Genomic DNA, 26,894 nt, shown 5'->3' on the forward strand with positions numbered 1-26,894 from the left:
ACGGGGCGATCCGAGGGTGCCTCTGCATCTTCCGATCCTTGATTCAAAACGGAATTCTAACCCATGATCGGACCATGCGTGACACGTCGGACGGGTCGTGGGGCTATCGCCGCGAGCCGCTCCAGGCCTGGTTCGGCGCGATTTCGCGCGATCATTCGCCGTCCGTCCGGTCGGTAACCATGCGGTTAAACCGGTAAAAACGGGCCATCGCGCGCGCCGACGCCCCGCCGGCACGGCCCCGCGAGCGAGCGCTCGGCACGCCGCTTGCGTGCGGGCGGACCCTTGGCGCTATCATTGATCCTTTACCGTCTGCTTCCGCACTGCACGCGAGCGCCCATGGCATCCCACGATTACCTGAAGAAAATCCTCACCGCGCGCGTCTACGACGTCGCGATCGAGACGGAACTCGAATCCGCCCGCAACCTGTCGGCCCGGCTGCGCAATGCGGTCTACCTGAAGCGCGAGGACAACCAGCCGGTGTTCTCGTTCAAGCTGCGCGGCGCGTACAACAAGATGGCGCACATTCCGGTGGACGCGCTCGCACGCGGCGTGATTACGGCGTCGGCCGGCAACCACGCGCAGGGTGTCGCGTTCTCGGCGGCCCGGATGGGCGTGAAGGCCGTGATCGTCGTGCCGGTCACGACGCCGCAGGTGAAGGTCGATGCGGTGCGTGCGCACGGCGGCCCGAGCGTCGAGGTGATCCAGGCCGGCGAATCCTACAGCGACGCGTATGCACACGCGGTCAAGGTGCAGGAGGAGCGCGGCCTCACGTTCGTCCACCCGTTCGACGATCCGTACGTGATCGCCGGCCAGGGCACGATCGCGATGGAAATCCTGCGCCAGCACCAGGGCCCGATCCACGCGATCTTCGTGCCGATCGGCGGCGGCGGACTCGCGTCCGGCGTCGCGGCCTACGTGAAGGCGGTGCGCCCGGAGATCAAGGTGATCGGCGTGCAGGCCGAGGATTCGTGCGCGATGGCGCAGTCGCTGGAAGCCGGCAAGCGCGTCGAACTGAGCGAGGTCGGCCTGTTCGCGGACGGCACCGCCGTGAAGCTGGTCGGCGAGGAAACCTTCCGGCTCTGCAGCGAATACCTCGACGGCGTCGTGACGGTCAACACCGACGCACTGTGCGCGGCGATCAAGGACGTCTTCCAGGACACGCGCAGCGTGCTCGAACCGTCCGGCGCGCTCGCGGTGGCGGGCGCGAAGCTCTACGCGGAACGCGAAGGCATCGAGAACCAGACGCTCGTCGCGGTCACGTCCGGCGCGAACATGAACTTCGACCGGATGCGCTTCGTCGCGGAGCGCGCGGAAGTGGGTGAAGCGCGGGAAGCCGTGTTCGCGGTCACGATCCCCGAGGAGCGCGGCAGCTTCAAGCGCTTCTGCTCGCTCGTCGGCGACCGCAACGTCACCGAGTTCAACTACCGGATCGCCGATGCGCAGGCCGCGCACATCTTCGTCGGCGTGCAGATCAAGCGCCGCGGCGAATCGGCCGAGATCGCCGCGAACTTCGAATCGCACGGGTTCAAGACCGTCGACCTGACGCACGACGAACTGTCGAAGGAACACATCCGCTACATGGTGGGCGGCCGTTCGCCGCTCGCGCTCGACGAGCGCCTGTTCCGCTTCGAATTCCCGGAACGGCCGGGCGCGCTGATGAAGTTCCTGTCGTCGATGGCGCCGGACTGGAACATCAGCCTGTTCCACTACCGTAACCAGGGCGCGGACTACAGCTCGATCCTCGTCGGGCTGCAGGTGCCGCAGGCCGATCGCGCTGAATTCGAACGCTTCCTCGCGGCACTCGGCTATCCGTATGTCGAGGAGAGCGCCAACCCGGCTTACCGCCTCTTCCTGTCGTAAGGGCGACACGCATGAATCCCGAACATTCCCCGCTCGGCAAGGCCACCGTCTACGCCGCCCAGTACGACGCGTCGCTGCTGTTCCCGATCCCGCGCGCCGGCGCGCGCGAGCAGCTCGGCATCACGTCGGCGCTGCCGTTCTTCGGCACCGACATCTGGAACGCGTACGAGCTGTCGTGGCTCAACGCGCGCGGCAAGCCGCAGATTGCGGTTGCGACCTTCTACGTGCCGGCCGAATCGCCGAACATCGTCGAATCGAAGTCGTTCAAGCTGTATCTCGGCTCGTTCGCGCAGACGAAGTTCGACTCGATCGACGCGGTGCGTGACACGCTCAAGCGCGACGTGTCGGCCGCGTGCGGCGCGACCGTTTCCGTGCAACTGGTGTCGCCGCACGATTTCGGCAAGCTCGAGATGGACGAACTTGACGGGCTGTCGCTCGACCGGCTCGACCTCGACACCGATGTGTACGAACCCGATCCGTCGCTGCTGTCGGCCGCTGAGGACGAAGCACCGGTCGAGGAGACGCTCGTGTCGGACCTGCTGCGCTCGAACTGCCCGGTCACCGGCCAGCCCGACTGGGGCAGCGTGCAGATCCACTACGTCGGGCCGCAGATCGACCACGCGGGCCTGCTGCGCTACATCATCTCGTTCCGCAATCACACGGGCTTTCACGAGCAGTGCGTCGAGCAGATCTTCCTCGACATCCTGCATGCGTGCAAACCGGTGAAACTCGCGGTGTATGCGCGCTATACGCGCCGCGGCGGGCTCGACATCAACCCGTTCCGCACGAACTACAACCAGCCGATGCCGGACAACGCGCGCAACGCGCGGCAGTGACGGCCGCGGGCGGCCCACGGTCGATGTTGGCGACACGTGGCGGCCCCCATACAAAACAGCCCCGTCGGATTCAACCGACCGGGCTGTTTTTCATTGCGCGGAGAAGCGCGAACGGCCTGCGCTCACTCGCTCACCGGCCGCTCCGGAAGGAGCTCCATCAGGCGCAACAGGTAGCCGTCGGGATCCTGCACCAGCATCTCGACCTGGCCGTGCTCGATCTCGCCTTCCCGATACCAGGACGTGCGCGGCTCGACGAACAGCGTTACGCCCGCGGCGCGGATCCTGTCCAGGATGGGATCGAGCGCATCGACCTCGATCTGCAGATTGATCCCACGCCCGAACGGCGGCTCCAGCGGGCCGGTCAGCCAGCCCTCCGCGCTGTACTGCTCGAGCATCAGCTGGGCACGCCCGATTTCAAGATAGACGAAGCCGTCTTCCGGACGCTCGAAGCGAATCCGGAATCCGAGCACGTCACGATAGAAGCGAACGCTTCCGGCAAGATCCGAGCAAATCAGCTCCGGCACCAGCGCAGCCCATTCCATGCATGTCCTCTCCGCAGGGTCATGCGGCACATTACATGAACGAGCGGGATGCGTTGCGGCGGTTGCCGCCGCGAGAGCGCCGCCTGCAGGCCGACCGGTGCCCGGCACATGAAAAAACGGTCCCGGCGCACGTAAATGCGCCGGGACCGTTGCGTAGCGGCTCGCCGTCGCCGCGTTACTTCGCCGGCGCCTTGTACGCGATGCAGTCGACCTCGACCTTGCAGTCGATGACCATGCTCGACTGCACGCACGCGCGGGCCGGCGGATGCTCGCCGAAGTACGACACGAACACCTTGTTGAACGACGCAAAATCGCGCGCGTCGTCGAGCCACACGCCGCAGCGCACGACGTGCTCGAGGCCGTAGCCGGCTTCCTTCAGGATCGCGATCACGTTCTCGATCGTCTGCTTCGACTGCGTGACGATCCCGCCTTCGACGACCTCGCCGTTCACCATCGGCGTCTGGCCCGACACGTACAGCCAGCCGTCGGCCTCGACCGCACGTGCAAACGGCATCACCTGGCCGCCTGTGCCCTTCGCTTCGCCTACGCCATATCGCTTCATCGTTTCACTCCTTGTTTCGTCGACCCGGGCAGGCGCATCAGCGCCGACCCGAATCCCATGCAACGCACGGTTGCGGATGCGCACGCCTGCAGCGGCGCGCGCGGGAAGATCGGAACTACAGCCGCGCCCGGACTCAGAACGCAGCCTCGGCACCCACCGGCACGCGCTCGCCGCGCGCGACGAAGCCGCCCGCGCGCTCGCCGGTCGGCCGGCCGTTTTCATAAGTGAGCACGCCGTTCACCCACACGGCGTCGATCCCGTGCGCGGGCTGCTGCGGCTTCTCGAACGTCGCGGCGTCGATCACGCGCGCCGGGTCGAACAGCACGAGATCCGCGTGGTAGCCCACATGCACCTCACCGCGCCGCGCGATCCCGTAGCGGCGCGCGGACAGCGACGTCATCTTGCGGATCGCCTCCTCGAGCGGCAGCAGGTTCGTGTCGCGCACGTAATGGCCCAGCACGCGCGGGAACGCGCCCCACAGCCGCGGGTGCGGCAGCGGATCGTTCGGCAGGCCGTCCGAGCCGACCATCGTCGCGGGGTGCGACAGGATCCGGCGCACGTCGTCCTCGGACATGTTGTGGTACACGGCACCGGCCGGGCGGATGCGCTGCGCGGCTTCCTGCTCGGTCACGCCCCAGTCGGCCGCGATCGCCTTCAGCAGCTTGCCCGCCACTTCCGGGTGCGGCTCCGACCACGTGATCGTGATGTCGATGTCGCCGGTCACCTGCTTCAGGTCGAGCGTCGACGAGCTGCGGCTGTACGGATAGCAGTCGCAGCCGACCGGCTGGTAGCGGCGCGCGCCTTCGAGCGATGCGAGGACTTCGGTGCTGCGCCCCCAGTTCGACGGGCCTGCGCACTTCAGGTGCGAGATCACGACCGGCACGCGCGCATGGCGGCCGACCTGGTACGCCTCTTCCATCGCATCGAGGATCGCGTCGAACTCGGTGCGCATGTGCGTGGTGTACAGCGCGCCCGCGTTCGCGAGCGGCTCGGCAAGCGCCATCACCTCCTCGGTCGGCGCCGCGAACGCGGAGCCGTACGCGAGGCCCGACGACAGCCCGAGCGCGCCGTTCGCGAGCGCCTCCTCGAGCTGCGCGCGCATGCCGGCGATCTCGCCGTCGGTCGCCGCGCGGTCGAGGCGGTCCATCTGGTTGTTGCGCAGCGCCGTATGGCCGACGAGCGCCGCGACGTTCACGGCCGGACGCGCGTCGTTCACGGCCGCGACGTAGTCGGCGAAGGTCGGGTACCGGAACGCATCGCGCTCGCCGAGCAGGTTCATCGGATCGGGCGGATCGCCCGCGAGCGTCACCGGTGACGCGCTGATCCCGCAGTTGCCGACGATCACGGTCGTCACGCCCTGCGAGATCTTCGGGATCATCTCCGGTGCGCGGATCACGTGCGTGTCGTCGTGCGTGTGCACGTCGACGAAGCCCGGCGCGAGCGCACGGCCATCCGCATCGACGACGGTCTCGGCAAGCCAGTTCGACAGGTTACCGATCGCCGCGATCACGCCGTTGCGGATCGCGACGTCGCGCGTGACGGGCGGCGCACCGGTACCATCGTAAAGCTGCGCACCGACGATCAGCGTATCGGCGGCTTCGGGATGCGAATGCATGGGTCAGTCTCCTACCGGTTGACGGTCTCCGCCGCCGCGATGCGCATCGAGCGCGTGCTTGATGCGACGCAGCGATTCTCGGCCCGCATCGCCGAGCCGCAATGCGACTCCGGTGACGAGCACGTCGATCGCCATCATCATCGCGTAACGCGATGTCGACGGCTTGTAAATGAAATCAGTTTCGAACGCGACGACCGGAATCAGGTGGTCGGCCAGCTTCGCGAGCGGCGAAGCCGGCGCGGTGATCGCGATCAGCTTCGCGCCGTAGCGCTTCGCGAGCCGGCAACTCTCGAGCAGCTCGGGCACGCGGCCGCTCACCGACAGCGCGACGACGACGGTGTCGCGCGACAGCGTCGCGGCCACCATCCGCTGCAGCACGCTGTCCTGGTAGCTCGCGACCGGCCGGCCGAAGCGCACGAGCCGGAAGCGCAGCTCGTCGGCAAGCGCCGTCGAGCCGCCGCCCTGCCCGTACACATAGGTCATCTTCGCGCCGGCGAGCAGGTCAGCCGCTTCGTCGAACGACGTATTGCGCAGCAACTGATGGTTGTGCGCGAGCGCCACGCGGATCTCGTCATAGACCATCGACGCAGGGCTCGCGTCGTCGGCCGGCGCGTCATCGGACGGCACCAGAAAGCGCTGCCCGACGGCCGCCGCCTGCGCGACCAGCACTTTCAGTTCGCGCACGTCGCGGCAGCCGACCGCTTTCGCGAAACGCGTAACCGTCGCGACGCTGACCTCCGCGTCGCGCGCAAGTGCACCGATGCTCGCATGCGCGGTGCGCGCGAGATCGGCGAGGATGTACGCGGCGACCTTTCGCTCGGCTTCGCGCAGCTCGGGCGCACATTCGGCGATCCGCGCGACGATGTCGAGGATCGGCGTAGCGGCAGGCGCCGGATGGAGCTCGGCCGCGAGCGGTACGGACGGGGTGGCGGGCGTATTCATCTGCGGGAAAGGGGGCGAAGCTCGATGTTACTAAATAACATCACCGCGCCGATGCTACTTTCTGTACCATCGGCGTGTCAACTTCAGTGCAATGCATAGTGATGATGGAGTGGGATGACATGAAAGTTACAAACTATCAGGAAGCGACGATCGACCCGTTCGGCAAGGGTCTCGGCAATCTGCCGAGCGCGAGCGTGCCGCTCGGCGACGCGGGCCGCCTCGAGTGGAACCTGCTTGCGGAAGACGTCAGCCTGCCGGCCGCCGTGCTGTACGAGGACCGCATCGAACACAACCTGAACTGGATGCAGGCATTCGTCCGGAAGTACGGCGTCAAGTTTGCGCCGCACGGGAAGACGACGATGGCGCCGCAGCTGTTCCGCCGTCAGCTCGACGCCGGCGCGTGGGGCATCACGCTCGCGACCGCGCACCAGACGCAGGCCGCGTATCACGGCGGCGTGCGGCGCGTGCTGCTCGCCAACCAGCTGGTCGGCCGCCAGAACATGACGATCATCGCCGGGCTGCTGTCCGATCCCGACTTCGAATTCTTCTGCCTCGTCGATTCCGCGGAGAGCGTCGACCAGCTCGGCCGCTTCTTCGGCGCACTGAAGAAGCCGCTGAACGTGCTGCTCGAGCTCGGCGTGCCGGGCGGCCGCGCAGGCGTGCGCGATGCCGCGCAGCGCGAGGCCGTGCTGGCCGCGATCGCGCGCTATCCGGACACGCTGAAGCTGGCCGGGATCGAGCTGTACGAAGGCGTGCTGAAGGAGGAAGGCGAGATCCGCACGTTCCTGCAGGAAGCGGTCGCGCTCACGCGCGAGCTAGCCGCAGCGGGCCGCTTCGCGCGTACGCCGGCGATCCTGTCCGGCGCCGGTTCGGCGTGGTACGACGTGGTCGCGGAGGAATTCGCGAAGGCGTCGAACGCCGGCTTCGCGGAAGTCGTGCTGCGTCCGGGCTGCTACCTGACGCACGATGTCGGCATCTACAAGAAGGCGCAGACCGACGTGTTCGCGCGCAACCCGATCGCGCGCACGATGGGCGAAGGGCTGCTGCCCGCGCTGCAGCTGTGGGCCTATGTGCAGTCGGTGCCGGAGGCTGATCGCGCGATCGTCGCGCTCGGCAAGCGCGACGCGGCGTTCGACGCGGGGCTGCCGGAGCCGGCGCGCCATTTCCGCCCGGGCCGCGATACCGCGCCGCGCGACGTCGCCGCCACCGAAGGCTGGGCCGTCACCGGGATGATGGACCAGCATGCGTACCTGCAGATCCCGCCGGGCGCGGACGTGAAAGTGGGCGACATGGTCGCGTTCGACATCTCGCACCCGTGCCTGACGTTCGACAAGTGGCGCCAGGTGCTCGTGCTCGATCCGCAGTTCAGCGTGACGGAAGTCGTCGAAACCTTCTTCTGACGCCCGTCGCGCGTACCGCCCCGCCGCTCGCGCGGGGCGGCCGTCACGCGCGCTTCAAGCGGCCGGAGTACACTGCGCTTTCGTCCTCGGGGCCCCAGGCGGGCGTTGCACGCGCCTGCCGCGCGGGCCCTCAACGCAGTTCCACTGGAGAAAGCCATGGCCGCGAAGAAGATCCTGTTCCTGACCGGTGATTTCGCCGAAGACTACGAAACGATGGTGCCGTTCCAGGCGCTGCAGGCCGTCGGCCACCACGTCGATGCAGTCTGCCCGGGCAAGCGCGCGGGCGACAAGATCAAGACCGCGATCCATGATTTCGAGGGCGACCAGACCTACACCGAGAAGCCCGGCCACCAGTTCACGCTGAACGCGGCGTTCGACGACGTCGACGCATCGCGCTACGACGCGCTCGCGATCGCGGGCGGCCGCGCCCCCGAATACCTGCGACTCGATCCGAAGGTGATCTCGCTCGTGCGCGAGTTCGCCGAAGCCGGCAAGCCGATCGCCGCGATCTGCCACGCGGCGCAGCTGCTCGCGGCCGCCGACGTGATCCGCGGCAAGCGCATCTCGGCCTACCCGGCCTGCGCGCCCGAGGTGAAGCTCGCCGGCGGCGAATACGCGGACATCCCGGTCGATGCGGCCGTGACCGACGCGCCGTTCGTCACCGCGCCCGCGTGGCCCGCGCATCCGGCATGGCTCGCGCAGTTCCTCGCGCTGCTGGGAACGCGCATCGAGCTGTAAATCGAAAGTGAATTGAGATGAGATGAAGCGCCGGCCGGCGGCGGGATTTCGTGCCCGCTTGCCGGCCGCGATCGGTCGCGGGCGCGGCGCACGCGCCTGCCCGCGTCGCGCTTCAGCGCGCGGTCGGTGTCGAGCCGACGTCCGCGATCCGCGCCTCCAGCATCGCCAGCGCGCCCGACAGCGCATTCAGCACGTCGTCCGGCAATTGCGCCATCGTCCGGTCGAGAAACGCCTTGCGGCGTGGCAGGCACGCGTCGAACGCGGCGCGGCCGTCGTCCGTCAGCGTCACGTTGGTCACGCGATTGTCGCGTGCGTCGGATTCACGCTGAATCCAGCCGAGCGCGTCGAGCGACTTCAACTGGCGCGTGAGCGCGCCCGGATCGATGCGCAGCACTTCGACGAGCTTCTTCTGCGACGAATGCCCGCCCATCGTGTGCAATGCGACCATGATGCGCCAGCGCGGCATCGGTTGCCCGACGTGCGCCTCGAACGCGATCATGAACGCACGATACGTGCGTCCGAATTGCTGCAAGATCGCGACGCGGTCCTGTTCTTCCATGCGCTCAGTTCTACTCGTTCAATCGTTCAGTCGGCCGCGACATGCGGTTCGATCTTGTGCCGCAGCGCGATCGGCGGCACGCGGCGGCACTGCCACACCGACACCACGGCGACGACGGCCGCCATTGCGACGCCCAGGTGAATCGCGCCGACGAGCGACTCGCGGGCCGCTTCCAGCAGCAGCGCGCCATTATGCCCGGCACGCGTCAGCTCCGCGACCAGCCCGCCCTGCGCGGCGCGATCGATCAGGATTTGCGGATCGGCGAGCTGCGCATGCCACGGCGTCGCATGATCGGCCGACAGCGCACTGCGCACGCCGCTCGAGTACATCTGGTTGACCAGCGTGCCGGTCAGCGCGGTGCCGACCATTCCGCCGACCATCCGCAGCGACTGCAACAGCGCCGTCGCGATGCCGAGATGCTCGCGGCCGGCCGTCTGCTGCGCGAAGACGGTGAGGTTCGGCAGCACGAAGCCGAGCCCGATGCCGCCCGCGACCATCAGCGCCATCAGCACCCACTTCGGCGTCGTGTGGGTCGATACGACGATGCCCGCGCAGGTGATCGCGAACAGCACGAAGCCCACGTGCAGCATCGCGTTCGGATTGCGGATGCGCGTGACGACCCGGCCGTTCATGATGCTGCCGATCGTGATGAACACGACGAGCGGCGTGATCACGAGCCCCGCCTCCTTCGGCGACATCCCGAACCCGCCCTGGAACAGCAGCGGCGCATAGAACAGCAGCGAGAACATCGAGAAGCCGGCGAGGATCGCCAGCACGAAGAGTGCCGACAGCGCGCGGTTGCCGAACATGTCGAACGGCAAGATCGGCTGCGCGCAGCGCCGCTCCCAGTGCCACAGGCCGAAACCGGCCGCGACCGCGACGACGAGCAGCAGCGATGCCCAGCTCGCGACGCCGTACTTCGGCAGCCATTCGACGAACAACTGCAGCGCGCCGAGCGACAGCGCGATCAGCAGCGCGCCCGGCCAGTCGAGCCGCATCTTGCGATCGTGCTCGACGTGGCGCAGGTGCGGCAGGTAACGCCACACGAACAGCAGCGACAGCAGGCCGACCGGCAGGTTCACGTAGAACACCGAGCGCCAGCCGAACGACTGGGTCAGCACGCCGCCGAGCGACGGGCCGACCGCGTTCGCGATGCCGAACGCGGAGCTCATCAGCACCTGCCAGCGCAGGCGCACGACGGAATCGGGGAACAGGTCGGGAATGCACGCGAACGCGGTGCCGACCAGCATCCCGCCGCCGATCCCCTGCAGCCCGCGCGCGAGCACGAGCATCAGCATGTCGTTCGCCATCCCGCACAGCACGGACGCGCCGGTGAACACGACGATCGACGCGATGACGAACGGCTTGCGGCCGTAATAATCGCCGAGGCGGCCGAAGATCGGCACCGTGATCACGGAACTGAGCAGGTACGAGGTCGCGACCCACGCGTACAGGTCGAATCCGCGAAGCTCGGCGACGATGGTCGGCAGCGCCGTGCCGACGACGGTCTGGTCGAGCGCGACGAGCATGGTGACAAACGAGATCCCGATCATCGCCAGCAGCGATTCACGGAACGGCAGGACTTGCCCGCTCGAATGGTGGGCGGCAGTATGGACGGCCATTTTTTGTTGGCGCAACTTTTGACGAGTCAAACAATCTCAAAATTCTAGCATGCCGGAGTAATCTAGGCCGGCGACGGTCAAACTGGCTCAGCCCCCCAAGGAGAAAGATGGAACCGATTTCAATCACCCCCGCGACCACGCTGTCGCAGGAGGATCGGGACGCGCTGTGGCGCGCGAAGCAGGTGCTGGAAAGCCCGTCGCTGACGATGAAGCTGACGGGCATGCTGGGCGCGCCGGTCGAGAAAATGATCGCCCGGCTGCCGGATTTCGCGACAGGCAAGATCAACGACGCGACGCAGCTCGCGCTGCGCAAGTGCCTGAACATCGCGCTTCGCACGCTCGGCAAGCCGCCGGCGCCGGACGCCGAGCCCGACAAGCCGAGCAACCTGCTGCACAAGCTCGCAGTGGCGACCACCGGCGCGGCGGGCGGCGCGTTCGGCTTTCTCGCGCTGCCGGTCGAACTGCCGGTGACGACGACGCTGATCTTCCGCTCGGTGTGCGACATCGCGCGCAGCGAGGGCGAAGACCTGAGCTCGGTCGATACGCAGTTGCAATGCCTGGCCGTGCTCGGCATGGGCGGCAACCCGGACAAGCAGGAAGAGGACGCCGATCTCGGCTATTTCGTGCTGCGCGGCGCGCTCGCGCAGGCGATCTCGAAGGCATCGTCGGACATCACGACGAAGGGCATCGCCGCGCACAGCTCGGCGGCCGTGTTCAAGCTCGTGCAGACGGTGGCGTCGCGCTTCTCGGTGCAGGTGACCGAGCAGATGGCCGCGAAATCGATTCCGGCGATCGGAGCCGTGCTCGGCGCGACCGTCAATACGCTGTTCATCGACCACTTCCAGCAGATGGCGCACGGCCATTTCACCGTGCGCCGGCTCGAGCGCAAGTACGGCTCGGTGGCCGTCAAGGCGGCCTATCAGGCGATCGACGCCTCGCCGGCACGCTGAACCGCACGTTCGACCGCGACGCGGCGCAGGAACGCGGCCGCACGGTCGAGCGCGTCGCGCGCTTCCGGCACCATCGGCGCGTACAGCTGCCACACGTGCGGCATGTCCGGCCACACCTCGATCTCCACCGCCACGCCGGCCGCCTTCGCCTTCTCGGCGACGCGGCGCGAATCGTCGAGCAGCACCTCGGTGCTGCCGACCTGGATATACAACGGCGGCAGGCCCGCGAAATCCGCATAGAGCGGCGATGCGTACGGATTCGTGCCCGGCTCGTCACCCAGGTAAAGCTTCGCGGCCTTCGGCAGGGCCGCGCCCGCGAACATCGGATCGGCGCCGTCGTTCGTGCGCAGCGTCGCGCCGGTGGCGGCCAGATCAGTCCACGGCGAGAACAGGATCGCGCCGGCCGGCAGCGGCTCGCCACGGTCGCGCAGCGCAACGAGCGTCGCGAGCGCGAGGCCCCCGCCCGCCGAATCGCCGCCGAGCACGATCGACTCGGGCGGCGTGCCGAGCGCCAGCAGTTGCCGGTACGCCGCCAGCGCATCGTCGAGCGCGGCCGGGAAACGGTTTTCGGGCGCCAGCCGGTAGTCGAGCGAGAACGAGCGCACGCCCGCGCGCTTCGTCAGGCCGAACACGAGCGGCCGGTGGGTTTTCGTCGAACAGAAGTAATAGCCGCCGCCGTGGAAGTACAGCAGCGTGCGGCCGGGCCCGCGCCCCTCGCCCGCGTCAGTGCGTTCGAGCCATTCGCCGCGCAGCGGTGCGTCACCCGCGCCGTAGCACTGGCGCAGCCGGTAGCCCGACGGCGCGCGGCGCGGCACATACATTCGCAGGTCGGTAAAGCGCCGTGCGCGGGCAGGATCGAGCACCTCGCGCGTGGTCTCGGGACGGAACTGCCAGCGCAGCAGCCAGCACGCGAACTTGCTTTGCCAACTCATCGGACGCACTCCGTAATCACAGTGTGACGATGGTACGTGCGATCGCACCCGCACCGCTCGACAGGTGCCTCTATATCAAACGCCGGCACTCAGTTCGCCGGCATCACCTGGCCGCGGATCTCGCCGGACGGGTGCTCCTTCGTATGGACGTTGAAATACCACTTGCCGCCCATCAGGTCGGTGACCTGCGCGTCGGTGAGTTCCTTCGAACCCTTGATCGGGCTTGCCAGCTCGTCCTTTGGAATCGGCACCTGCACGCCGGCGTTCTGGCCAACCGGTGCCGGCCCATGGAAGTGCGCGGCGGTGGCCGGCCCCGTGAGGTGCTCGTAAGTGACCTTCCACTGCAGCATGTGGGTGGCCGTGTCGTAGGTGGCCTCGACGTCGCCCGAACCCTTGGTCGCCGTCGGCGGCACTTCACTCGACGGCTGGAGATTGGCGGTCAGGCGCACCGTTTCGGCAGCGGCGCTGCCGGCGGCGAGCACGCCCGCGAGTAACGCGACCTGGAGCAAACGCAGCTTGAGCATGGACTCTCCTTGTACGACGTTGTACGCCGCCCGAGCGGGGGCGCCAGACATGATGGTAGTCGATCGCCGCCGCTGCGGGAGTCCCCCGAACGGCCATCCAGCGAATCGCCGCACCACGCACGGCAGGCTATCTCGCACGGCGCGCGACGTGTCAGTCTGCGTCTACCTGGAACGGACCTTTGCAGCCCGATGACTCAATCCGCGCGCGGCCTTTCGCTACACTGCGTCTCACAGTTGCTTGTTTCCTTCGTCCGAAGGAGTCTGCGAGTATTCACGCGGCCGCCCGGCCGCGTTTTTTTTGCGCGCGCCGCTCGCTGGCCCGGCAGGTCCGGCCACGCGTACAGGCGTCGCGACACGCCGCTGACGCGCACCGCCAAGGTCACGAACAACGAGGTCACCGCGATGCTCGGCGAGACGATCCTGAACAGCCGCTCGTCGCCACCGACGCTCGGCGGCAGCCTCGAGTACCGGCGCGGCCTGATGCGCACCATCGACCGCACCGCGACCTGGATGTACGACGGCGCGAAACAATCGATCCCCCGCAACGGGATCGCGTCCGAGCCGTGGCTCACGCGCGCGTTCCTGAACGACAGGGTCACGCAGGCGCCTATTTCACGATCGACCAGCGCAACCGGCGCGACCCGCCGGGGCCAGGGGACGGCCGGTTCTCGGGCATCGTGTCGATCTCGGCCAGCTACCGCATATCCGATCGCTGGCTCACGCGCATCACGTGGAACCGTGCGGTCACGCGGTACAACGCGACACCGACGTGATCCAGACCGGCCTCGGCTACCGCTTCCGACCGCTGCGCGTCACGCGCGATAGCCAGGATCGATGCGATCGACGATACGCTGCAGCGCGTCGAACGCGTCCTGCCCCGCGCCATGCTTCGGATCGAAATTCAGCGAATCGCGCACGCACGCTTCGAGCACGGGCGGCGCGATCGACAGCGCGTCGCCGATCGCATGCGTGGCGACCTGCACCTCGCACGCGCGATTGAGCAGCCACATCAGCGAGAACGTCTGCGCGAGCGTCGCGCCGATCGTCACGGGCCCGTGGTTGCGCAACAGCAGCACCGGCCGGCCGCCGGCGCTCTCGACGATGCGCCGCCCTTCTTCGAGATGCACGGTGATGCCCTCGAAGTCGTGATACGCGATCTTCCCGTACAGCTGCGCCGAATAGAAATTCGAGAATGACAGCCCGTCGCGCGAACAGCACACGGCCATCGTCGGCGTCGTGTGCACGTGCATCACGCAGTGCGCATCGGGCAGCGCCGCATGGATCGCGCTATGGAACGTGAAGCCGGCAGGGTTGATCGGCCAGTCGGAATGACCGATCACGTTGCCGTCGATATCGATCTTCACCAGGTTCGACGCGCACACCTCGCGGTAATGGAGCCCGAACGGGTTGATCAGGAAATGCCCGTCCTCGCCCGGCACGCGCAGCGAGATATGGTTGTAGATCAGCTCGGTCCAGCCGAGATGATCGAAGATGCGGTACGCCGCCGCGAGCTGCACGCGTGCCTGCCATTCGGCTTCGGAGAAACGGGCGGGACGCGTGAACGGCTGGTTCGGGACACGTTGCATGGGGGAACTCCGGTTGCGGGCGTGCGCGGCACGCGGGGTGCGGGCTGCCTGACGGCGCCGTCTTGCACGTCACATTAGTTGCGCACACAACCATATCATCGTTCCGCGCGCACCGGAAACGCGGGTTTAGCCGGAGCGCTTCCGTCCCCTTAAAGCTGGTCGTCGACCGGCAGTAGCATGAACATGCCGGTCATCAGGTTGCGCAGCAGCCCCGCGTGCGGATCGACGTGATAGGTGGTCGGCCGGCCGTTGTCGGTGCCCGTCCATTCGAGTTCGGGCGTCCCGCCGCCCGCCGGCGTCACAAGGCTCACGCGGTAGCTGTCATCCGGCTGCGTCACGCGCGCGAAGATCGTCGCGACCTGCTGCGCGAGCGCCGGGCTGTGGATCACGAGCGCCAGTTCGGTATTCAGGTGCGCGGACCGCGGATCGAGGTTCATCGAGCCGATCACGAGGATCTTCCGGTCGATCACGTACGCCTTCGCATGCAAGCTCGCCCGCGAGCGCGACCCGAACAGGCGCGGGCGCTGCCGGCCCGGCTGCGCCTTGAACTCGTATAGCTCGACGCCGTGCTGCAGCAGCGGCACGCGGTATGGTCCGTAGCCGGCCTGCACGGCGACCGCGTCGGTCGCGGCGAGCGAATTGGTGAGGATCGCGACGCGCACGCCGCGCGCGGTCGTCTCGCCGAGAATCTTCACGCCCGCGTCGTGCGGCACGAAATACGGCGAGAACGCGAGGAATTCCTGCTGGGCGCCGCGCGTGAGCTCGACGAGGCGCTGCATCGGCGGGCTCACGTACGCGTCGGTCGGCTTGGCGACCTTGTCGGGTGCGTCGGCCTTGAACTCGGCCGGCGCCCACACGAGCGCGAGCTCGTCGCGCGCGATCTGCTGCGCGAGCGGCGTCGCGTTCAGCGGCTTCGCGTTGTACGGATCGGCGTTCTGGCGCCAATGGCTGCGCAGCTCGTCGCGCGTCGCGTCGAGGTCCTTCGGATCGAACGACTGGTGATTCAGCACACGCAGCGGATAGCTGCTCGCGCTCGACCAGTACGCGTCGAAACTCGCCGAAACGTCGTTCGTCACGGGGCCCGCGGCCAGCACGTCGAGGTCGCGGAACTGCAGCGTCGGGCTCGCATTGAAGTACTCGTCGCCGAGATTGCGGCCACCGACGATCGCAATCTGGTTGTCCGCGATCATCGCCTTGTTGTGCATCCGGCGCGTGAAGCTGTCGATGCGCGTGAAGAAGTTGGCCGTGCGTTCGACCATGCCGTACCGCGACGCGCCGAACGGGTTGAACACGCGGATCTCGATGTTCGGGTGCGTGTTCAGCGCGGCCATGATGCGGTCGATGTCGCGGAAGTTCAGGTCGTCGACCAGCATCCTCACCCGCACGCCGCGATCGGCCGCGTACAGCGCCGCGGCGAGCAGCAGCTTGCCCGTGGTGTCCTCGGTCGCGATGTAGTACTGCATGTCGAGCGTCTTCGTCGCGGCCCGTGCGAGCGCGATGCGCATCTGCAGCGCCTCGGCGCCTTCCGGCAGCAGCCGGAAGCCCGACTGGCCCGGATGCGCGGCCTCGGGCGCGGCCAGCGCCTCGCGCAGCGGCGTCGCGGTATCGGGCGGCAACGCATGGGAGACCGGGCGATCGAGCGTAGTGGCGGGCGGATGTGTCGCGCAGGCGGCGACGAGCGACAGCAGTACACCGGCGGCCAGCGTGCGGGCCAGGCGGCATGCGGCGCGCCACGACAGCGCGGCCGGTGCGCGCCGGATCAAAGACGTGAACACGGAAACTTCCTCGACTGGCGGAACAAACGGCCCGCATGCGCCGCAACGCGCGGCTGGCGCACGGTTCCGGCCGATTCTAGTGGGCGCCGGACGAACCGGTCAATCGCGCAAGCGCCACCGACCGGGGCTTCATGCCGCTGACTTGCCCCCGCCTGCCTGATTTCGATACCCCTGAGCGCCGGAAGCGCCCGTAGGGCCGGCCAGGCGCCGAAGCGGTCCAACCAATATCAGGCGCCATCGCCGCTGCGTTCGAAATGGCTGCGCACAAAGTCGATATGCGTCTGCATCGCGGTGCGCGCCTCCTCGGGCCGCTGCGCGCAGATCGCGTCGCACACGACGCGGTGCTGCAGCAACAGCAGCTCGGACGCCTGCTCGTCGTGCGTCGTCATGCCCGCCACGTTGATCGAGATGTGCTCGCGCAGCATCCCGATCACGCTCGTATGCAGGTGCAGGAACATCGTGTTGTGCGACGCGAGCGCGATCGCCTCGTGCAGCTTCGCGTCGGTCGCGGCTTCGACGGCCGCGGCGCCGTTCGCGTGCGCGGTTTCGAGCTCGCGCAGCAGCGTACGGATCCGGCGCCGGTCGTTCGCATCGGCACGCAGCGCGGCGAAATAGGCGGTCGCGCCTTCGAGCACGCGGCGGAACTCGAGGATGTCGTCGCGCAGCGCCGGATGATCGGCGACCAGCTGGCCCCACGGGGACGCGATCCCGGCACGCAACTGGTCGGTCACGTAGACGCCCGCGCCGCGCCGGCTCTGCAGCAGCCCGCGCGCGACGAGCCGCTGGGTCGCCTCGCGCACCGTATTGCGCGCGACGCCGTATTCCTGCGCGAGCACGCGCTCGGCCGGCAGGCGCGCGCCGGCCGGCCACGTGCCGTCGAGCAGCGCCGTCTCGATCTTGCGCATCACCACTTCGGTCCGGCCCCGTGCCGTCATCGCTGCCATCGTCGCGTCTCCTGCGGAATGCCTGCCGCGCCGATTGGCCCAACCAATTTGAGCTACGGCGCCGTCGCGGGAATTATGCAGCGAAATCGTCGTCCCGCATCCGCATGCCGGGCCGGCGCCTCTGGAGCGAGACATGAACGAAAGGCAGTACCCCGCCGCCGCCGCGCACGTCTACCTGTTCGCGACCTGCCTGGTCGACCTGTTCGTCCCCGAAGCCGGGCTCGACGCGGTCCGCCTGCTGGAACGCGAAGGCCTGACCGTCCACTATCCGCGCGGCCAGAGCTGCTGCGGGCAGCCGGCCTACAGCAGCGGCAATCCCGACGAAGCGCGCCGCGTCGCGGCCGCGCAGCTCGACCTGTTCGCCGAAGCGTGGCCCGTGATCGTGCCGTCCGGCTCGTGCGGCGGCATGATCCGGCACCATTGGCCGGCGCTGTTCGCCGACGATCCCGTCCACGGCCCCAAGGCCCGTGCGATCGCGGAACGTACCTACGAACTCACCGAATTCCTCGTGCACGTGCTCGACGTGCGGCTCGATGCGCTCGCCGCGCCGGCCGGCGCCGACGAGCGCGTGGTGCTGCACACGTCATGCGCGGCGCGTCGCGAGATGGGCACACGCGTGCACGGCGTCGCGCTCGTCGACGCGCTGCCTGGCGTGACGCGCATCGAACATGAACGGGAATCCGAATGCTGCGGCTTCGGCGGCACGTTCTCGCTGAAGCATCCCGACATCTCCGGCGCGATGGTGCGCGACAAGGTCGCGTCGGCCTGCGCGACGGGCTGCGACCGGCTCGTGTCCGCCGACTGCGGTTGCCTGCTGAACATCGGCCACGCGGCCGACAAGGCCGGCGCGCCGTTACCCGTCGAGCATCTCGCGAGCTTCCTGTGGCGCCGCACGGCGGGCGCTGCGTCGCTGCGCGGAGACAAGCCATGAGCGCGCGCGACACGATCCTTCAGCGGCTGCGCGCCGCCGCCCCGGGTGTCGCGGCCACGGCCGCCCCCGCGCTCGACGCCCGCATCGACACGCATTACGACACGCGCCGCGCGCAGACCGGAACCGCCAGTGATCCGCACGCGCTTGCCCACACGATGCAGGCCGCGCTTGCCGCGTCTCATGCGGACGTCTGGTGCGCGACCGGTGACGAATGGCCCGCGCAGCTCGCTGCACGACTCGCCGAGGCCGGGGTGCGCCGCCTGCTGCTCGACCCGGCCCGCGCCGAATCCGCGGCGCTCGCCCGCGCGCTGCCCGACACGGTCGCGCCCGTGCCGTTCGACCGGCCGATCGACACTTGGATGGCCGAACTGTTCGACACGATCGACGCGGGCTTCACCGTTGCGCGCTCGGGCATCGCGGCTACCGGCACCGTCGTGCTCGCACCCGATGCCGGCACGCCGCGCACGGTGTCGCTGGTGCCGCCGCTGCATGTCGCGCTCGTCCACGCGAGCACGCTGCATCCCGACCTGCATGCGGCCGTGCGCGCGGAGCGCTGGCACGCCGGCATGCCGACCAACCTCGTGCTGGTGTCGGGCCCGTCGAAGACCTCCGACATCCAGCAGACGCTCGCCTATGGCGCACACGGCCCGCGCCGTCTGTGGGTCGTGATCGTCACCGATACGGCAGCCGCTCGCCCGGCCGCCACCGCCAGCGAGGCTCTCCCGCAATGAGCGACCACACGCTGCAATTCGTCGCCCCCGGCGACTTCAAGACCCGTGCGCGCGCCGCGCTCGACGATCCCGCGCTGCGCAAGAGCTTTCGCGGCGCGATGGACTTCCTGCAGGGCAAGCGCTCGACGCAGTTCCCCGACGAGGCCGAGCTGCAGCAACTGCGCGACCTCGGCGAAGCGGTGCGGCAGCATGCGCTCGCGCAGTTGCCCGCGCTGCTCGAACGGCTGGAGACGAAGCTCACCGAAGCCGGCGTGCATGTGCACTGGGCCGTAACGGCGGCCGACGCGAACGCAATCGTGCTCGGCATCGCGCAGGCGAAGAAGGCGCGCCGCGTGATCAAGGGCAAGTCGATGGCGAGCGAGGAAATCGAGCTGAACCATTACCTCGCGGAGCACGGCGTCGACTGCATCGAATCCGACATGGGCGAATTCATCGTGCAGCTCGCGGGCGAGAAGCCGTCGCATATCGTGATGCCGGCGATCCACAAGACGCGCGCCGACATCGCCGAGCTGTTCGAGGAACACATCCCCGGCACGCACTACACGGAGGACGTCGACGAACTGATCCAGACCGGCCGGCGCGCGCTGCGCCGCGCGTTCGCCGATGCGGACATCGGCCTGTCGGGCGTGAACTTCGCGGCGGCCGACACCGGCACGCTGTGGCTCGTCGAGAACGAAGGCAACGGCCGCCTGTCGACGACGGTGCCCGACACGCACGTCGCGATCATGGGGATCGAGAAGGTGGTCGAGAAGCTCGAGCACATCGTGCCGCTGTCGAGCCTGCTCACGCGCTCGGCCACCGGCCAGGCGATCACGACCTACTTCAACCTGATCTCGGGCCCGCGCCGCGACGGCGAACGCGACGGCCCGCGCGAGCTGCATCTCGTGCTGCTCGACAACGGCCGCACGCAGGCCTACGCGGACGAGCAGCTGCGCGCGACGCTGCAGTGCATCCGCTGCGGCGCGTGCATGAATCACTGCCCCGTCTACACGCGCATCGGCGGCCACGCATACGGCACGACCTACCCGGGCCCGATCGGCAAGATCATCTCGCCGCACCTGCTCGGCCTCGACGCGACGGCCGACCTGCCGACCGCATCGACGCTGTGCGGCGCCTGCGGCGAGGTATGCCCGGTGCGGATCCCGATCCCGCAACTGCTCGTGCGGCTGCGCACTGAAGCAAACCGCAAGCCCGACGAACCCGTTGCGCATCCGCTGCGCGGCCAGGGCGCGAACTACAGCCGCGCGGAAGACCTCGTCTGGCGCTTCTGGTCGGGTGCCTTCGCGCATCCGCGCGCGTACCGCGCGTTCCGCTGGACCGCAACGCGGCTGCGTGCGCTGACGCCCGCGAAACAGATGGGCTGGACGCAGCACCGCACGCCGCTCGAACCGGCGCCGCGCAGCCTGTCCGACCTGTTGCGCGCACGCGGCCAGCCCGAGTAGCCGTTCCGTTTTTCAAGCCGTACCGACAAAACCTATGGAGGAGACATCCATGCAGGCCTGGCACCAGATCTACACCCCGCTTGGCAGCCTCGGGCTGTCGGCGTTCGTCGCCGCAATCCCGATCATCTTCTTTTTCGTCGCGCTGGCCGCGCTGCGGCTCAAGGGCCACGTCGCGGCGGCGATCACGCTGCTGCTCTCGCTCGGCGTCGCGATCCTCGCGTACGGGATGCCCGTGCCGCAGGCGCTCGCGGCAGCCGGCTTCGGCTTCGCGTACGGCCTGTGGCCGATCGCGTGGATCATCGTCGCGGCCGTGTTCCTGTACAAGATCGTCGTGAAGACCGGCCAGTTCGACATCATTCGCGCGTCCGTGCTGTCGATCACCGACGACCAGCGCCTGCAGATGCTGCTGATCGGCTTCTCGTTCGGCGCCTTCCTCGAAGGCGCGGCCGGCTTCGGCGCGCCCGTCGCGATCACTGCCGCGCTGCTCGTCGGGCTCGGCTTCAAGCCGCTGCACGCGGCGGGATTGTGTCTGATTGCAAACACCGCGCCGGTCGCGTTCGGCGCGATGGGCATCCCGATCATCGTCGCCGGGCAGGTGACGGGCATCGACCCGTTCCATATCGGCGCGATGGCCGGCCGCCAGCTGCCGCTGCTGTCGCTCGCGGTACCGTTCTGGCTCGTGTTCATGATGGACGGGCTGCGCGGCGTGCGGCAAACGTGGCCGGCCGCGCTCGTCGCGGGCGGCAGCTTCGCGGTGACGCAATACTTCACGTCGAACCACATCGGGCCCGAACTGCCGGACATCACGTCGTCGCTCGTCAGCCTCGTCGCGCTCGCCGCGTTCCTGAAGGTCTGGCAGCCGCGCACCGCGAAGCAGACGGCCGACGGCCTCGTCGCGTCGGGCGGCAGCGCCGCACTCGCGGGCTTCGGCGGCGCAGGCTCGCGCAACGGCTTCGGCGCCGGCACCAGCCGGCAGGCGTCACCGTACACGCTCGCGCAGACCGTTCGTGCATGGTCGCCGTTCCTGATCCTGACAGCCGTCGTCACCGTATGGAGCATCGCGCCGTTCAAGGCGCTGTTCGCCGCGCACGGCGCGCTCGCGTCGACCGTGCTGAAGTTCCATGTGGCGGGGCTCGACCAGCTCGTCGTGAAGACCGCGCCGATCGCCGCGACGCCGAAGGTGCTCGACGCCGTGCTGAAGATCGATCTCGTATCGGCGGTGGGCAGCGCGATCCTCGTGACCGCGCTGATTTCGATGGCGCTGCTGCGGATGAAGCCGCGCGACGCGCTCGTCACGTTCGGCGAGACGCTGAAGGAACTGACGCGCCCGATCCTGTCGATCGGCCTCGTGCTCGCGTTCGCGTTCGTCGCGAACTATTCGGGGATGTCGTCGACGCTCGCGCTGATGCTGGCCGCGACCGGCGCCGCGTTCCCGTTCTTCTCGCCGTTCCTCGGCTGGCTCGGCGTGTTCCTGACGGGCTCGGACACGTCGTCGAACGCGTTGTTCTGCTCGCTGCAGCAGGCCACGGCCCATCAGCTCGGCGTGCCCGAGACGCTCGCGGTGGCCGCGAACACGACGGGCGGCGTGACCGCGAAGATGATCTCGCCGCAGTCGATCGCGGTCGCCTGCGCGGCAACGGGCCTCGTCGGCAAGGAATCCGAGCTGTTCCGCTTCACGGTGCGACACAGCCTGCTGTTCGCGGTGATCGTCGGGTTGATCACGCTCGCGCAGGCCTATGTGCTGCCGGGGATGGTGCCGTAAGCGGCGCGCAGCCAGGCCCAACAAAACGAAACCCCACGCCCGGGCGGGCGTGGGGTTTTTCTTTTCGCATGCCGACCGCCGGTGCGGGCCGGCGGTCGAACGTACGATCAGCTGCCCTTCGCGATGCGATCCTCGATGTGCTGCGCACGGCTCGTCGACGACGGGTGCGAGCTCATCATCGAGCTTTGGCCGCCGTCGAGCTTCGCCAGCTTCTGGAACGCGGTGACGAGGCCCTTCTGGTTCATGCTCTTTTGCTTCATCAGGTCGAACGAGTAGTCGTCCGCCGCGCTTTCCTGCGTCTGCGAGAACTGCGCGTTGATGAACTTCTCGGTGATATCGCCGAGCTGCGAGCTCGTCAGCGCCGCCACGCCCGGCGATGCCGCGCCGGCCGCGGTGCGCGCCGCGCTGACCGCGTAGGCGGTCTGCATCGCCTTCTTCGAGTGACCGAGTGCGACGTGGCCCATTTCATGGCCGATCACGCCGCGCAGCTCGTCATCGTTCATCATGTCCATCAGGCCGCTGTACACGCGCACGCAGCCGTTGCCCATCGCCCACGCGTTGACGTCCTTGGTCATGTAGACCTTGTAGTTGATCTTCTGGCCGTTCAGCGTCATGTCGCCGAAGCCCTTCATCACCTTCGTCAGGCGCTTCGCGTATGCGCTGTTCGCCGGCGCGATCTTCGACTCGGCGTCGCTGGACTTGCACGATTCGTTCGACAGTGCGGCGATGTCGCTGTCCGACAGCGTCGCCGCCTTGTACAGGCTGGCCCCCGCCGACGTCAGGCTGTTCGCGTCAAGGCTCTGCACCCCGCCGCACGCGCTCAACAGAAACGCCACGCCACACGCTGCCACCGCTTTCTTGAGTTGCATCCCGGAATCCCTCGATAGTTGTATTTGGGAGCGGCGATTTTGCATAATCCGGCAGAAAATTACCAGATGTTTACATCCAATGACACGTTCATTACTTGTCGAATTGGAACGAATTGGCGCACCGGAGCGGGATTGACGACAGAAAAGGAGCAATCGCCGTGCGGATGCACGACGCCGTCGCGAACCAGCCTGTCGCGGTCAAGCCCGACCCGTTCGCGCCGTTCATCACCGACGTCGAGGTCGCGCGCCACGCACCGCTGCCGACACGTGCGGACTTGCGCGGCACGTCAATGGCGCTCGCAGCCAACACGCAGTTGCACTGGACCACGCTGCGCGCGGCGCTCGCGCCTGAGCTGCCCGGCGAGCCGGGCGTGCCGGCCGGTTCGGCACCCCCGTTTGATAAAATCCGACCTCGAACGGCGCGCCTGCCAGCCCTGCTGCGGCACCCGTTCCGGCCACCGGATGCGACCCTCGTGAAACCCCTCCTGCGCTTGCACTTCACCGCCACCAGCTGCATCTGCCGCAGCCTCGACGCGACCCTCGATGCGCTACGCCACGACGCGCGCGTCGGGCCGCGGCCCTGCGACTTCGAGCGTGCGGATCTCGACTCATGGATCGACGCGGTGGACGGCGCCGATGCGCAGCCCGTGCATGCCGACCTGGCCGACTTCGCGTGCCGCAACAACCGCGTCGCACAGCTTGGCCTCACGCGGGACGGCTTCGACGCCCGCGTCACGGCGGCCGTCGCACGCTACGGTGCAGCACGCGACGGCGCTCCGCGCGTTTCGCCCGGCGCCAGCCGGCGCTGCGAATCCTCGATGAAGCCGCTTGCTCAACGGCAGGAAACCCGGTCGTGAAAGTTCGTCAGTTCATTGGCACCGCGCTCGTTCTGGCGCTGATCAGCCCGATCGCGCATGCGGACATGTCGGCAGTGAAGCAGGACATCAAGCGCGATTCGAAGGCAGCCGCGCACAAGACCGGCGAGGCGGCCCGCAGCTTCGGCCACGCGACCGCGAGCGCCGCGAAGGCGGTCGGGCACGGGGTCGCACACGTGTCGCGTGAAGGCTGGGATGCCACCAAGCGCACGACGAAGCGGATCTTCCACAAGAAAGACGCGGGCGAGTCGGCCGGAAAGAGCGAAAAAAGCCATTGATCAAGCGCATCGCGCGCATCACCGACCGCATGCGCGCGATGCGTGACCGTTCGTCAATCGCGGCGTCGCGTTGGCACGACGTCGCCGGCGTCAACGCGCGCCGCGCATGCGGCGTGCCAGCCTCGCCGGCCGGCGGGCAAAGCACTTGCCGTACGCGGCGAACCAGCAGTCGCGATGATCGAGGTTCCGCAACAACCGCGCGCGACGCCGCTCCAGCCAGTGGAGCACGATCGCCATCGTCAACCCGACGGCCAGTGCCGTGCCGCCGATCACGAGTCCCATCCAGGTGTCACCCATGCCTTCTCCGGAATGCGAGGCCGAAGCGGCGTGCCTGCCGCCGCTGCGGCACTGGATATAGCGGAACGCGGCCCGAAACGCACGCGAATGCGGTCCGGGCCACCGTGCGTCAGTGCATGTGCTGGCCGCCGTTGATCGCGATGTTGGAGCCCGTCACGAAGCCGGCCTCCTCCGAGCACAGGTAAGCGACCAGCGCCGCGACCTCCTCGGGCTTGCCGAGCCGGCCCGCCGGAATCTGCGGGAGGATCTTCGTGTCGAGGATGTCCTGCGGAATCGCCGTGACCATCTTCGTCGCGAGGTAGCCCGGCGACACCGTATTCACCGTCACACCCTTGCGCGCGACTTCCAGCGCGAGCGATTTCGTGAAACCGTGCATGCCGGCCTTCGCGGCCGCATAGTTGGTCTGGCCGACCGAACCCTTCGAGCCGTTCACCGACGAGATGTTGATGATGCGACCCCAGCCGCGCTCGACCATGCCTTCGCAGACGGGTTTCGTCATGTTGAACACGGAATCGAGGTTCGTGCGGATCACGGCATCCCAGTTCACCTTGTCGAGCTTGCGCAGCGTCACGTCGCGCGTGATGCCCGCGTTGTTCACGAGAATGTCGACCGGGCCGACGTCCCGCACGATCTTCTCGATGCATTGCTGGCACGAATCGTGATCGGCCACGTCCACCGGATACGCGAGGAACTCGCGGCCGGCCGCGTGCATCTCGGTCAGCCAGCGGTCGGCGCCGGTGTTGTTCGGCGAATACGTGACGACTACCCGGTGGCCCGCGTCGTTCAACCTGATGCTGACCGCTTCGCCAAGACCGCCCATTCCACCTGTCACAACTGCAATTCGCTTAGTCATCCTATAAATTACCGACAAAAAAGTAATCGATGAAGGCGGGGCGACGGCATCGCATAGGCTGCCGCCCCACCGCTTCGATGCGCAGCCGCCCGCGTCGCGGGCGCGGCGCGCACCGGCACCTCGCGCTTGTTGTTGGCTGCTTGTCGTGCGCGAAAACCGCTCCACCCGCGTGCGGCGCCGGCCGGCGCCACATGCGGGACGTGTGTCAGGCCCCGCTCAAGTGCGCTCGACCGCGAGCGCGACGCCCATCCCGCCGCCGATGCACAGCGACGCCAGCCCGCGCTTCGCGTCACGCTTGGCCATCTCGTGCAGCAGCGTCACCAGGATCCGGCAGCCCGACGCGCCGATCGGGTGACCGATCGCGATCGCCCCGCCGTTCACGTTCACCTTCGACGTGTCCCAGCCCATCTGCTTGTGCACCGCCAGCGCCTGCGCCGCGAACGCCTCGTTGATCTCCATCAGGTCCAGGTCGCCCGGCGTCCAGCCCGCACGCTCCAGGCACCGGCGCGAGGCCGGCACCGGGCCCATCCCCATCACGCTCGGATCCACGCCCGCGTTCGCGTACGCCTTGATCCGCGCCAGCGGCGTCAGGCCGAGCGCCGCCGCCTTCTGCGCCGACATCACCAGCACCGCCGCCGCGCCGTCGTTCAGCCCCGACGCGTTCGCCGCCGTCACCGAGCCGTCCTTCGAGAACGCCGGCTTCAGCCCCGCCAGCGATTCCGCCGTCACGCCGTGACGCACGAATTCGTCCGTCGCGAACTGCAGCGGCTCGCCCTTGCGCTGCGGAATCGCCACCGGCACGATCTCGTCGTCGAAGCGCCCGGCCTTCTGCGCGGCTTCCGCCTTGTTCTGCGACAGCGCCGCGAACGCGTCCTGCTCCTCGCGCGTGATCCCGTATTCCTTCGCGACGTTCTCCGCCGTGATGCCCATGTGGTACTGGTTGTACACGTCCCACAGGCCGTCGACGATCATCGTGTCGACCAGCTTCGCGTCGCCCATCCGGAACCCGTCGCGCGAGCCCGGCAGCACGTGCGGCGACGCGCTCATGTTCTCCTGGCCGCCCGCGATCACGATCTCCGCGTCGCTCGCGACGATCGCGTTCGCCGCCAGCATCACGGCCTTCAGGCCCGAGCCGCACACCTTGTTGATCGTCATCCCCGGCACTGCATTCGGCAGCCCGGCCTTGATCAGCGACTGCCGCGCCGGGTTCTGCCCCGAGCCGGCCGTCAGCACCTGCCCCATGATCACTTCGCTGACCTGCTCGGGCTTCACGCCCGCACGCTCCAGCACCGCGCGGATCACCGTCGCGCCCAGCTCCGGCGCCGCAATCTTCGCAAGCGAACCGCCGAATTTGCCGACCGCGGTCCGCGCGGCCGATACGATCACTACGTCCGTCATGTCCAGTTCCTGCATTGAAATCAGTTCGTCGTTCTGACGCCGGCCCGAGCCGGCCTCGGCTGGCGATCACA

At 68.1% G+C, this 26,894-nt stretch carries 25 protein-coding genes and 2 pseudogenes; 12 read left to right on the forward strand and 15 right to left on the reverse strand.

The genetic code is table 11. The features are described 5' to 3' along the window. Positions 1-336: 336 nt before the first annotated feature. Entirely contained in the window at positions 337-1,860 is a 1,524-nt protein-coding gene (gene ilvA / locus ACPTTC_RS15820) for a threonine ammonia-lyase, biosynthetic (RefSeq protein ID WP_423393016.1), read from the forward strand. 11 nt (positions 1,861-1,871) lie between these two features. Further along, a complete protein-coding gene (gene queF, locus ACPTTC_RS15825) occupies positions 1,872-2,696 on the forward strand; it encodes an NADPH-dependent 7-cyano-7-deazaguanine reductase QueF (RefSeq protein ID WP_423393017.1) in 825 nt (274 codons plus the stop codon). Positions 2,697-2,818: 122 nt separating this feature from the next. Here queF and ACPTTC_RS15830 read toward each other — a convergent pair whose 3' ends face one another. The 4 genes from ACPTTC_RS15830 to ACPTTC_RS15845 form a co-directional block, all read right to left on the reverse strand. Next, entirely contained in the window at positions 2,819-3,238 is a 420-nt protein-coding gene (locus ACPTTC_RS15830) for a bleomycin resistance protein (RefSeq protein WP_423393018.1), read from the reverse strand. Between the two features lie 175 nt (positions 3,239-3,413). Then, positions 3,414-3,800: a RidA family protein gene (locus tag ACPTTC_RS15835; RefSeq protein ID WP_006751946.1), complete on the reverse strand. Its 387-nt coding sequence runs from the start codon at positions 3,798-3,800 to the stop codon at positions 3,414-3,416. 133 nt (positions 3,801-3,933) lie between these two features. Next, the gene (locus ACPTTC_RS15840) at positions 3,934-5,415 is read right to left on the reverse strand and encodes an N-acyl-D-amino-acid deacylase family protein (RefSeq protein WP_423393019.1); all 1,482 of its coding nucleotides are present in this window, start codon (positions 5,413-5,415) and stop codon (positions 3,934-3,936) included. 3 nt (positions 5,416-5,418) lie between these two features. After that, the gene (locus ACPTTC_RS15845) at positions 5,419-6,357 is read right to left on the reverse strand and encodes a MurR/RpiR family transcriptional regulator (protein ID WP_423393020.1); all 939 of its coding nucleotides are present in this window, start codon (positions 6,355-6,357) and stop codon (positions 5,419-5,421) included. Between the two features lie 119 nt (positions 6,358-6,476). On the opposite strand from ACPTTC_RS15845, the gene ACPTTC_RS15850 reads away from it, so the two are divergent. Further along, positions 6,477-7,757, forward strand: coding sequence for an amino acid deaminase (locus tag ACPTTC_RS15850; protein WP_423393021.1), 1,281 nt, complete (start codon positions 6,477-6,479; stop codon positions 7,755-7,757). Positions 7,758-7,913: 156 nt separating this feature from the next. Next, complete coding sequence (locus ACPTTC_RS15855) at positions 7,914-8,495, forward strand: DJ-1/PfpI family protein (RefSeq protein ID WP_021161332.1); 582 nt, start codon at positions 7,914-7,916, stop codon at positions 8,493-8,495. Positions 8,496-8,607: 112 nt separating this feature from the next. Here the strand turns inward: ACPTTC_RS15855 and ACPTTC_RS15860 are convergent, their stop codons facing one another. Beyond that, the gene (locus ACPTTC_RS15860; RefSeq protein WP_423393022.1) at positions 8,608-9,054 is read right to left on the reverse strand and encodes a MarR family winged helix-turn-helix transcriptional regulator; all 447 of its coding nucleotides are present in this window, start codon (positions 9,052-9,054) and stop codon (positions 8,608-8,610) included. Between the two features lie 26 nt (positions 9,055-9,080). Next, positions 9,081-10,676: an MDR family MFS transporter gene (locus ACPTTC_RS15865; protein WP_423393023.1), complete on the reverse strand. Its 1,596-nt coding sequence runs from the start codon at positions 10,674-10,676 to the stop codon at positions 9,081-9,083. Between the two features lie 107 nt (positions 10,677-10,783). On the opposite strand from ACPTTC_RS15865, the gene ACPTTC_RS15870 reads away from it, so the two are divergent. Next, positions 10,784-11,626, forward strand: coding sequence for an EcsC family protein (locus tag ACPTTC_RS15870; protein ID WP_043190554.1), 843 nt, complete (start codon positions 10,784-10,786; stop codon positions 11,624-11,626). On the opposite strand, the gene ACPTTC_RS15875 is transcribed toward ACPTTC_RS15870, so the two are convergent. After that, positions 11,596-12,558, reverse strand: a complete 963-nt coding sequence (locus ACPTTC_RS15875) for an alpha/beta hydrolase (protein ID WP_423393024.1) — start codon at positions 12,556-12,558, stop codon at positions 11,596-11,598. The genes ACPTTC_RS15870 and ACPTTC_RS15875 overlap by 31 nt on opposite strands. A gap of 89 nt (positions 12,559-12,647) precedes the next feature. Further along, positions 12,648-13,082, reverse strand: a complete 435-nt coding sequence (locus tag ACPTTC_RS15880) for a CHRD domain-containing protein (RefSeq protein WP_175956289.1) — start codon at positions 13,080-13,082, stop codon at positions 12,648-12,650. A gap of 348 nt (positions 13,083-13,430) precedes the next feature. Between ACPTTC_RS15880 and ACPTTC_RS15885 the strand changes: the two are divergent. Further along, a pseudogene (locus ACPTTC_RS15885) lies at positions 13,431-13,881 on the forward strand (hypothetical protein); the annotation flags it as partial. Between the two features lie 13 nt (positions 13,882-13,894). Here the strand turns inward: ACPTTC_RS15885 and ACPTTC_RS15890 are convergent. From ACPTTC_RS15890 to ACPTTC_RS15900, 3 genes are all read right to left on the reverse strand, one after another. Then, positions 13,895-14,668, reverse strand: a complete 774-nt coding sequence (locus ACPTTC_RS15890) for a class II aldolase/adducin family protein (RefSeq protein WP_175221639.1) — start codon at positions 14,666-14,668, stop codon at positions 13,895-13,897. 149 nt (positions 14,669-14,817) lie between these two features. Next, positions 14,818-16,443, reverse strand: coding sequence for a phospholipase D family protein (locus ACPTTC_RS15895; RefSeq protein WP_423393025.1), 1,626 nt, complete (start codon positions 16,441-16,443; stop codon positions 14,818-14,820). A gap of 227 nt (positions 16,444-16,670) precedes the next feature. Beyond that, positions 16,671-17,387: a FadR/GntR family transcriptional regulator gene (locus ACPTTC_RS15900; protein WP_423393026.1), complete on the reverse strand. Its 717-nt coding sequence runs from the start codon at positions 17,385-17,387 to the stop codon at positions 16,671-16,673. 133 nt (positions 17,388-17,520) lie between these two features. Between ACPTTC_RS15900 and ACPTTC_RS15905 the strand changes: the two genes are divergently transcribed. Genes ACPTTC_RS15905 through ACPTTC_RS15920 form a run of 4 tightly spaced genes read left to right on the forward strand, consistent with a single transcriptional unit; the run spans position 17,521 to position 22,253 of the window. Next, positions 17,521-18,318, forward strand: a complete 798-nt coding sequence (locus tag ACPTTC_RS15905; protein ID WP_423393027.1) for a (Fe-S)-binding protein — start codon at positions 17,521-17,523, stop codon at positions 18,316-18,318. Further along, entirely contained in the window at positions 18,315-19,049 is a 735-nt protein-coding gene (locus ACPTTC_RS15910) for a LutC/YkgG family protein (RefSeq protein ID WP_423393028.1), read from the forward strand. Before ACPTTC_RS15905 ends, ACPTTC_RS15910 begins: the two co-directional genes overlap by 4 nt. Beyond that, positions 19,046-20,491: a LutB/LldF family L-lactate oxidation iron-sulfur protein gene (locus tag ACPTTC_RS15915; protein WP_423393029.1), complete on the forward strand. Its 1,446-nt coding sequence runs from the start codon at positions 19,046-19,048 to the stop codon at positions 20,489-20,491. Before ACPTTC_RS15910 ends, ACPTTC_RS15915 begins: the two co-directional genes overlap by 4 nt. A 49-nt stretch (positions 20,492-20,540) precedes the next feature. Beyond that, complete coding sequence (locus tag ACPTTC_RS15920) at positions 20,541-22,253, forward strand: lactate permease LctP family transporter (RefSeq protein WP_423393030.1); 1,713 nt, start codon at positions 20,541-20,543, stop codon at positions 22,251-22,253. 107 nt (positions 22,254-22,360) lie between these two features. Here the strand turns inward: ACPTTC_RS15920 and ACPTTC_RS15925 are convergent, their stop codons facing one another. Next, a complete protein-coding gene (locus ACPTTC_RS15925; protein ID WP_175970825.1) occupies positions 22,361-23,122 on the reverse strand; it encodes a M48 family metalloprotease in 762 nt (253 codons plus the stop codon). Positions 23,123-23,595: 473 nt separating this feature from the next. On the opposite strand from ACPTTC_RS15925, the pseudogene ACPTTC_RS15930 reads away from it, so the two are divergent. Together ACPTTC_RS15930 and ACPTTC_RS15935 are read left to right on the forward strand one after the other, a co-directional pair. Continuing rightward, positions 23,596-23,895 (forward strand): annotated as a pseudogene (locus ACPTTC_RS15930) (beta-ketoacyl-[acyl-carrier-protein] synthase II); the annotation flags it as partial. A gap of 80 nt (positions 23,896-23,975) precedes the next feature. Beyond that, the gene (locus ACPTTC_RS15935; RefSeq protein ID WP_423393031.1) at positions 23,976-24,275 is read left to right on the forward strand and encodes a hypothetical protein; all 300 of its coding nucleotides are present in this window, start codon (positions 23,976-23,978) and stop codon (positions 24,273-24,275) included. A gap of 90 nt (positions 24,276-24,365) precedes the next feature. On the opposite strand, the gene ACPTTC_RS15940 is transcribed toward ACPTTC_RS15935, so the two are convergent. The 3 genes from ACPTTC_RS15940 to ACPTTC_RS15950 form a co-directional block, all read right to left on the reverse strand. Next, positions 24,366-24,572, reverse strand: a complete 207-nt coding sequence (locus ACPTTC_RS15940) for a hypothetical protein (protein ID WP_423393032.1) — start codon at positions 24,570-24,572, stop codon at positions 24,366-24,368. A 109-nt stretch (positions 24,573-24,681) separates the two neighbouring features. Continuing rightward, positions 24,682-25,425 carry an acetoacetyl-CoA reductase gene (gene phbB, locus ACPTTC_RS15945; protein WP_423393033.1) on the reverse strand — a complete coding sequence of 248 codons (744 nt, stop codon included), beginning with the start codon at positions 25,423-25,425 and terminating at the stop codon, positions 24,682-24,684. A 216-nt stretch (positions 25,426-25,641) separates the two neighbouring features. Then, positions 25,642-26,823, reverse strand: a complete 1,182-nt coding sequence (locus ACPTTC_RS15950; RefSeq protein ID WP_423393034.1) for an acetyl-CoA C-acetyltransferase — start codon at positions 26,821-26,823, stop codon at positions 25,642-25,644. Positions 26,824-26,894 lie beyond the last annotated feature (71 nt).

The sequence above is a fragment of the Burkholderia mycopellens genome (genome assembly GCF_964265025.1).
In the GTDB taxonomy this organism is placed as follows: domain Bacteria; phylum Pseudomonadota; class Gammaproteobacteria; order Burkholderiales; family Burkholderiaceae; genus Burkholderia.

Coding starts and splice junctions, on each gene's coding strand:
- ilvA (WP_423393016.1), top strand. CDS start 337: ATGGCATCCCACGATTACCTGAAGAAAATCCTCACCGCGCGCGTCTAC.
- queF (WP_423393017.1), top strand. CDS start 1,872: ATGAATCCCGAACATTCCCCGCTCGGCAAGGCCACCGTCTACGCCGCC.
- ACPTTC_RS15830 (WP_423393018.1), bottom strand. CDS start 3,238: ATGGAATGGGCTGCGCTGGTGCCGGAGCTGATTTGCTCGGATCTTGCC.
- ACPTTC_RS15835 (WP_006751946.1), bottom strand. CDS start 3,800: ATGAAGCGATATGGCGTAGGCGAAGCGAAGGGCACAGGCGGCCAGGTG.
- ACPTTC_RS15840 (WP_423393019.1), bottom strand. CDS start 5,415: ATGCATTCGCATCCCGAAGCCGCCGATACGCTGATCGTCGGTGCGCAG.
- ACPTTC_RS15845 (WP_423393020.1), bottom strand. CDS start 6,357: ATGAATACGCCCGCCACCCCGTCCGTACCGCTCGCGGCCGAGCTCCAT.
- ACPTTC_RS15850 (WP_423393021.1), top strand. CDS start 6,477: ATGAAAGTTACAAACTATCAGGAAGCGACGATCGACCCGTTCGGCAAG.
- ACPTTC_RS15855 (WP_021161332.1), top strand. CDS start 7,914: ATGGCCGCGAAGAAGATCCTGTTCCTGACCGGTGATTTCGCCGAAGAC.
- ACPTTC_RS15860 (WP_423393022.1), bottom strand. CDS start 9,054: ATGGAAGAACAGGACCGCGTCGCGATCTTGCAGCAATTCGGACGCACG.
- ACPTTC_RS15865 (WP_423393023.1), bottom strand. CDS start 10,676: ATGGCCGTCCATACTGCCGCCCACCATTCGAGCGGGCAAGTCCTGCCG.
- ACPTTC_RS15870 (WP_043190554.1), top strand. CDS start 10,784: ATGGAACCGATTTCAATCACCCCCGCGACCACGCTGTCGCAGGAGGAT.
- ACPTTC_RS15875 (WP_423393024.1), bottom strand. CDS start 12,558: ATGAGTTGGCAAAGCAAGTTCGCGTGCTGGCTGCTGCGCTGGCAGTTC.
- ACPTTC_RS15880 (WP_175956289.1), bottom strand. CDS start 13,082: ATGCTCAAGCTGCGTTTGCTCCAGGTCGCGTTACTCGCGGGCGTGCTC.
- ACPTTC_RS15890 (WP_175221639.1), bottom strand. CDS start 14,668: ATGCAACGTGTCCCGAACCAGCCGTTCACGCGTCCCGCCCGTTTCTCC.
- ACPTTC_RS15900 (WP_423393026.1), bottom strand. CDS start 17,387: ATGGCAGCGATGACGGCACGGGGCCGGACCGAAGTGGTGATGCGCAAG.
- ACPTTC_RS15905 (WP_423393027.1), top strand. CDS start 17,521: ATGAACGAAAGGCAGTACCCCGCCGCCGCCGCGCACGTCTACCTGTTC.
- ACPTTC_RS15910 (WP_423393028.1), top strand. CDS start 18,315: ATGAGCGCGCGCGACACGATCCTTCAGCGGCTGCGCGCCGCCGCCCCG.
- ACPTTC_RS15915 (WP_423393029.1), top strand. CDS start 19,046: ATGAGCGACCACACGCTGCAATTCGTCGCCCCCGGCGACTTCAAGACC.
- ACPTTC_RS15920 (WP_423393030.1), top strand. CDS start 20,541: ATGCAGGCCTGGCACCAGATCTACACCCCGCTTGGCAGCCTCGGGCTG.
- ACPTTC_RS15925 (WP_175970825.1), bottom strand. CDS start 23,122: ATGCAACTCAAGAAAGCGGTGGCAGCGTGTGGCGTGGCGTTTCTGTTG.
- ACPTTC_RS15940 (WP_423393032.1), bottom strand. CDS start 24,572: ATGGGTGACACCTGGATGGGACTCGTGATCGGCGGCACGGCACTGGCC.
- phbB (WP_423393033.1), bottom strand. CDS start 25,425: ATGACTAAGCGAATTGCAGTTGTGACAGGTGGAATGGGCGGTCTTGGC.
- ACPTTC_RS15950 (WP_423393034.1), bottom strand. CDS start 26,823: ATGACGGACGTAGTGATCGTATCGGCCGCGCGGACCGCGGTCGGCAAA.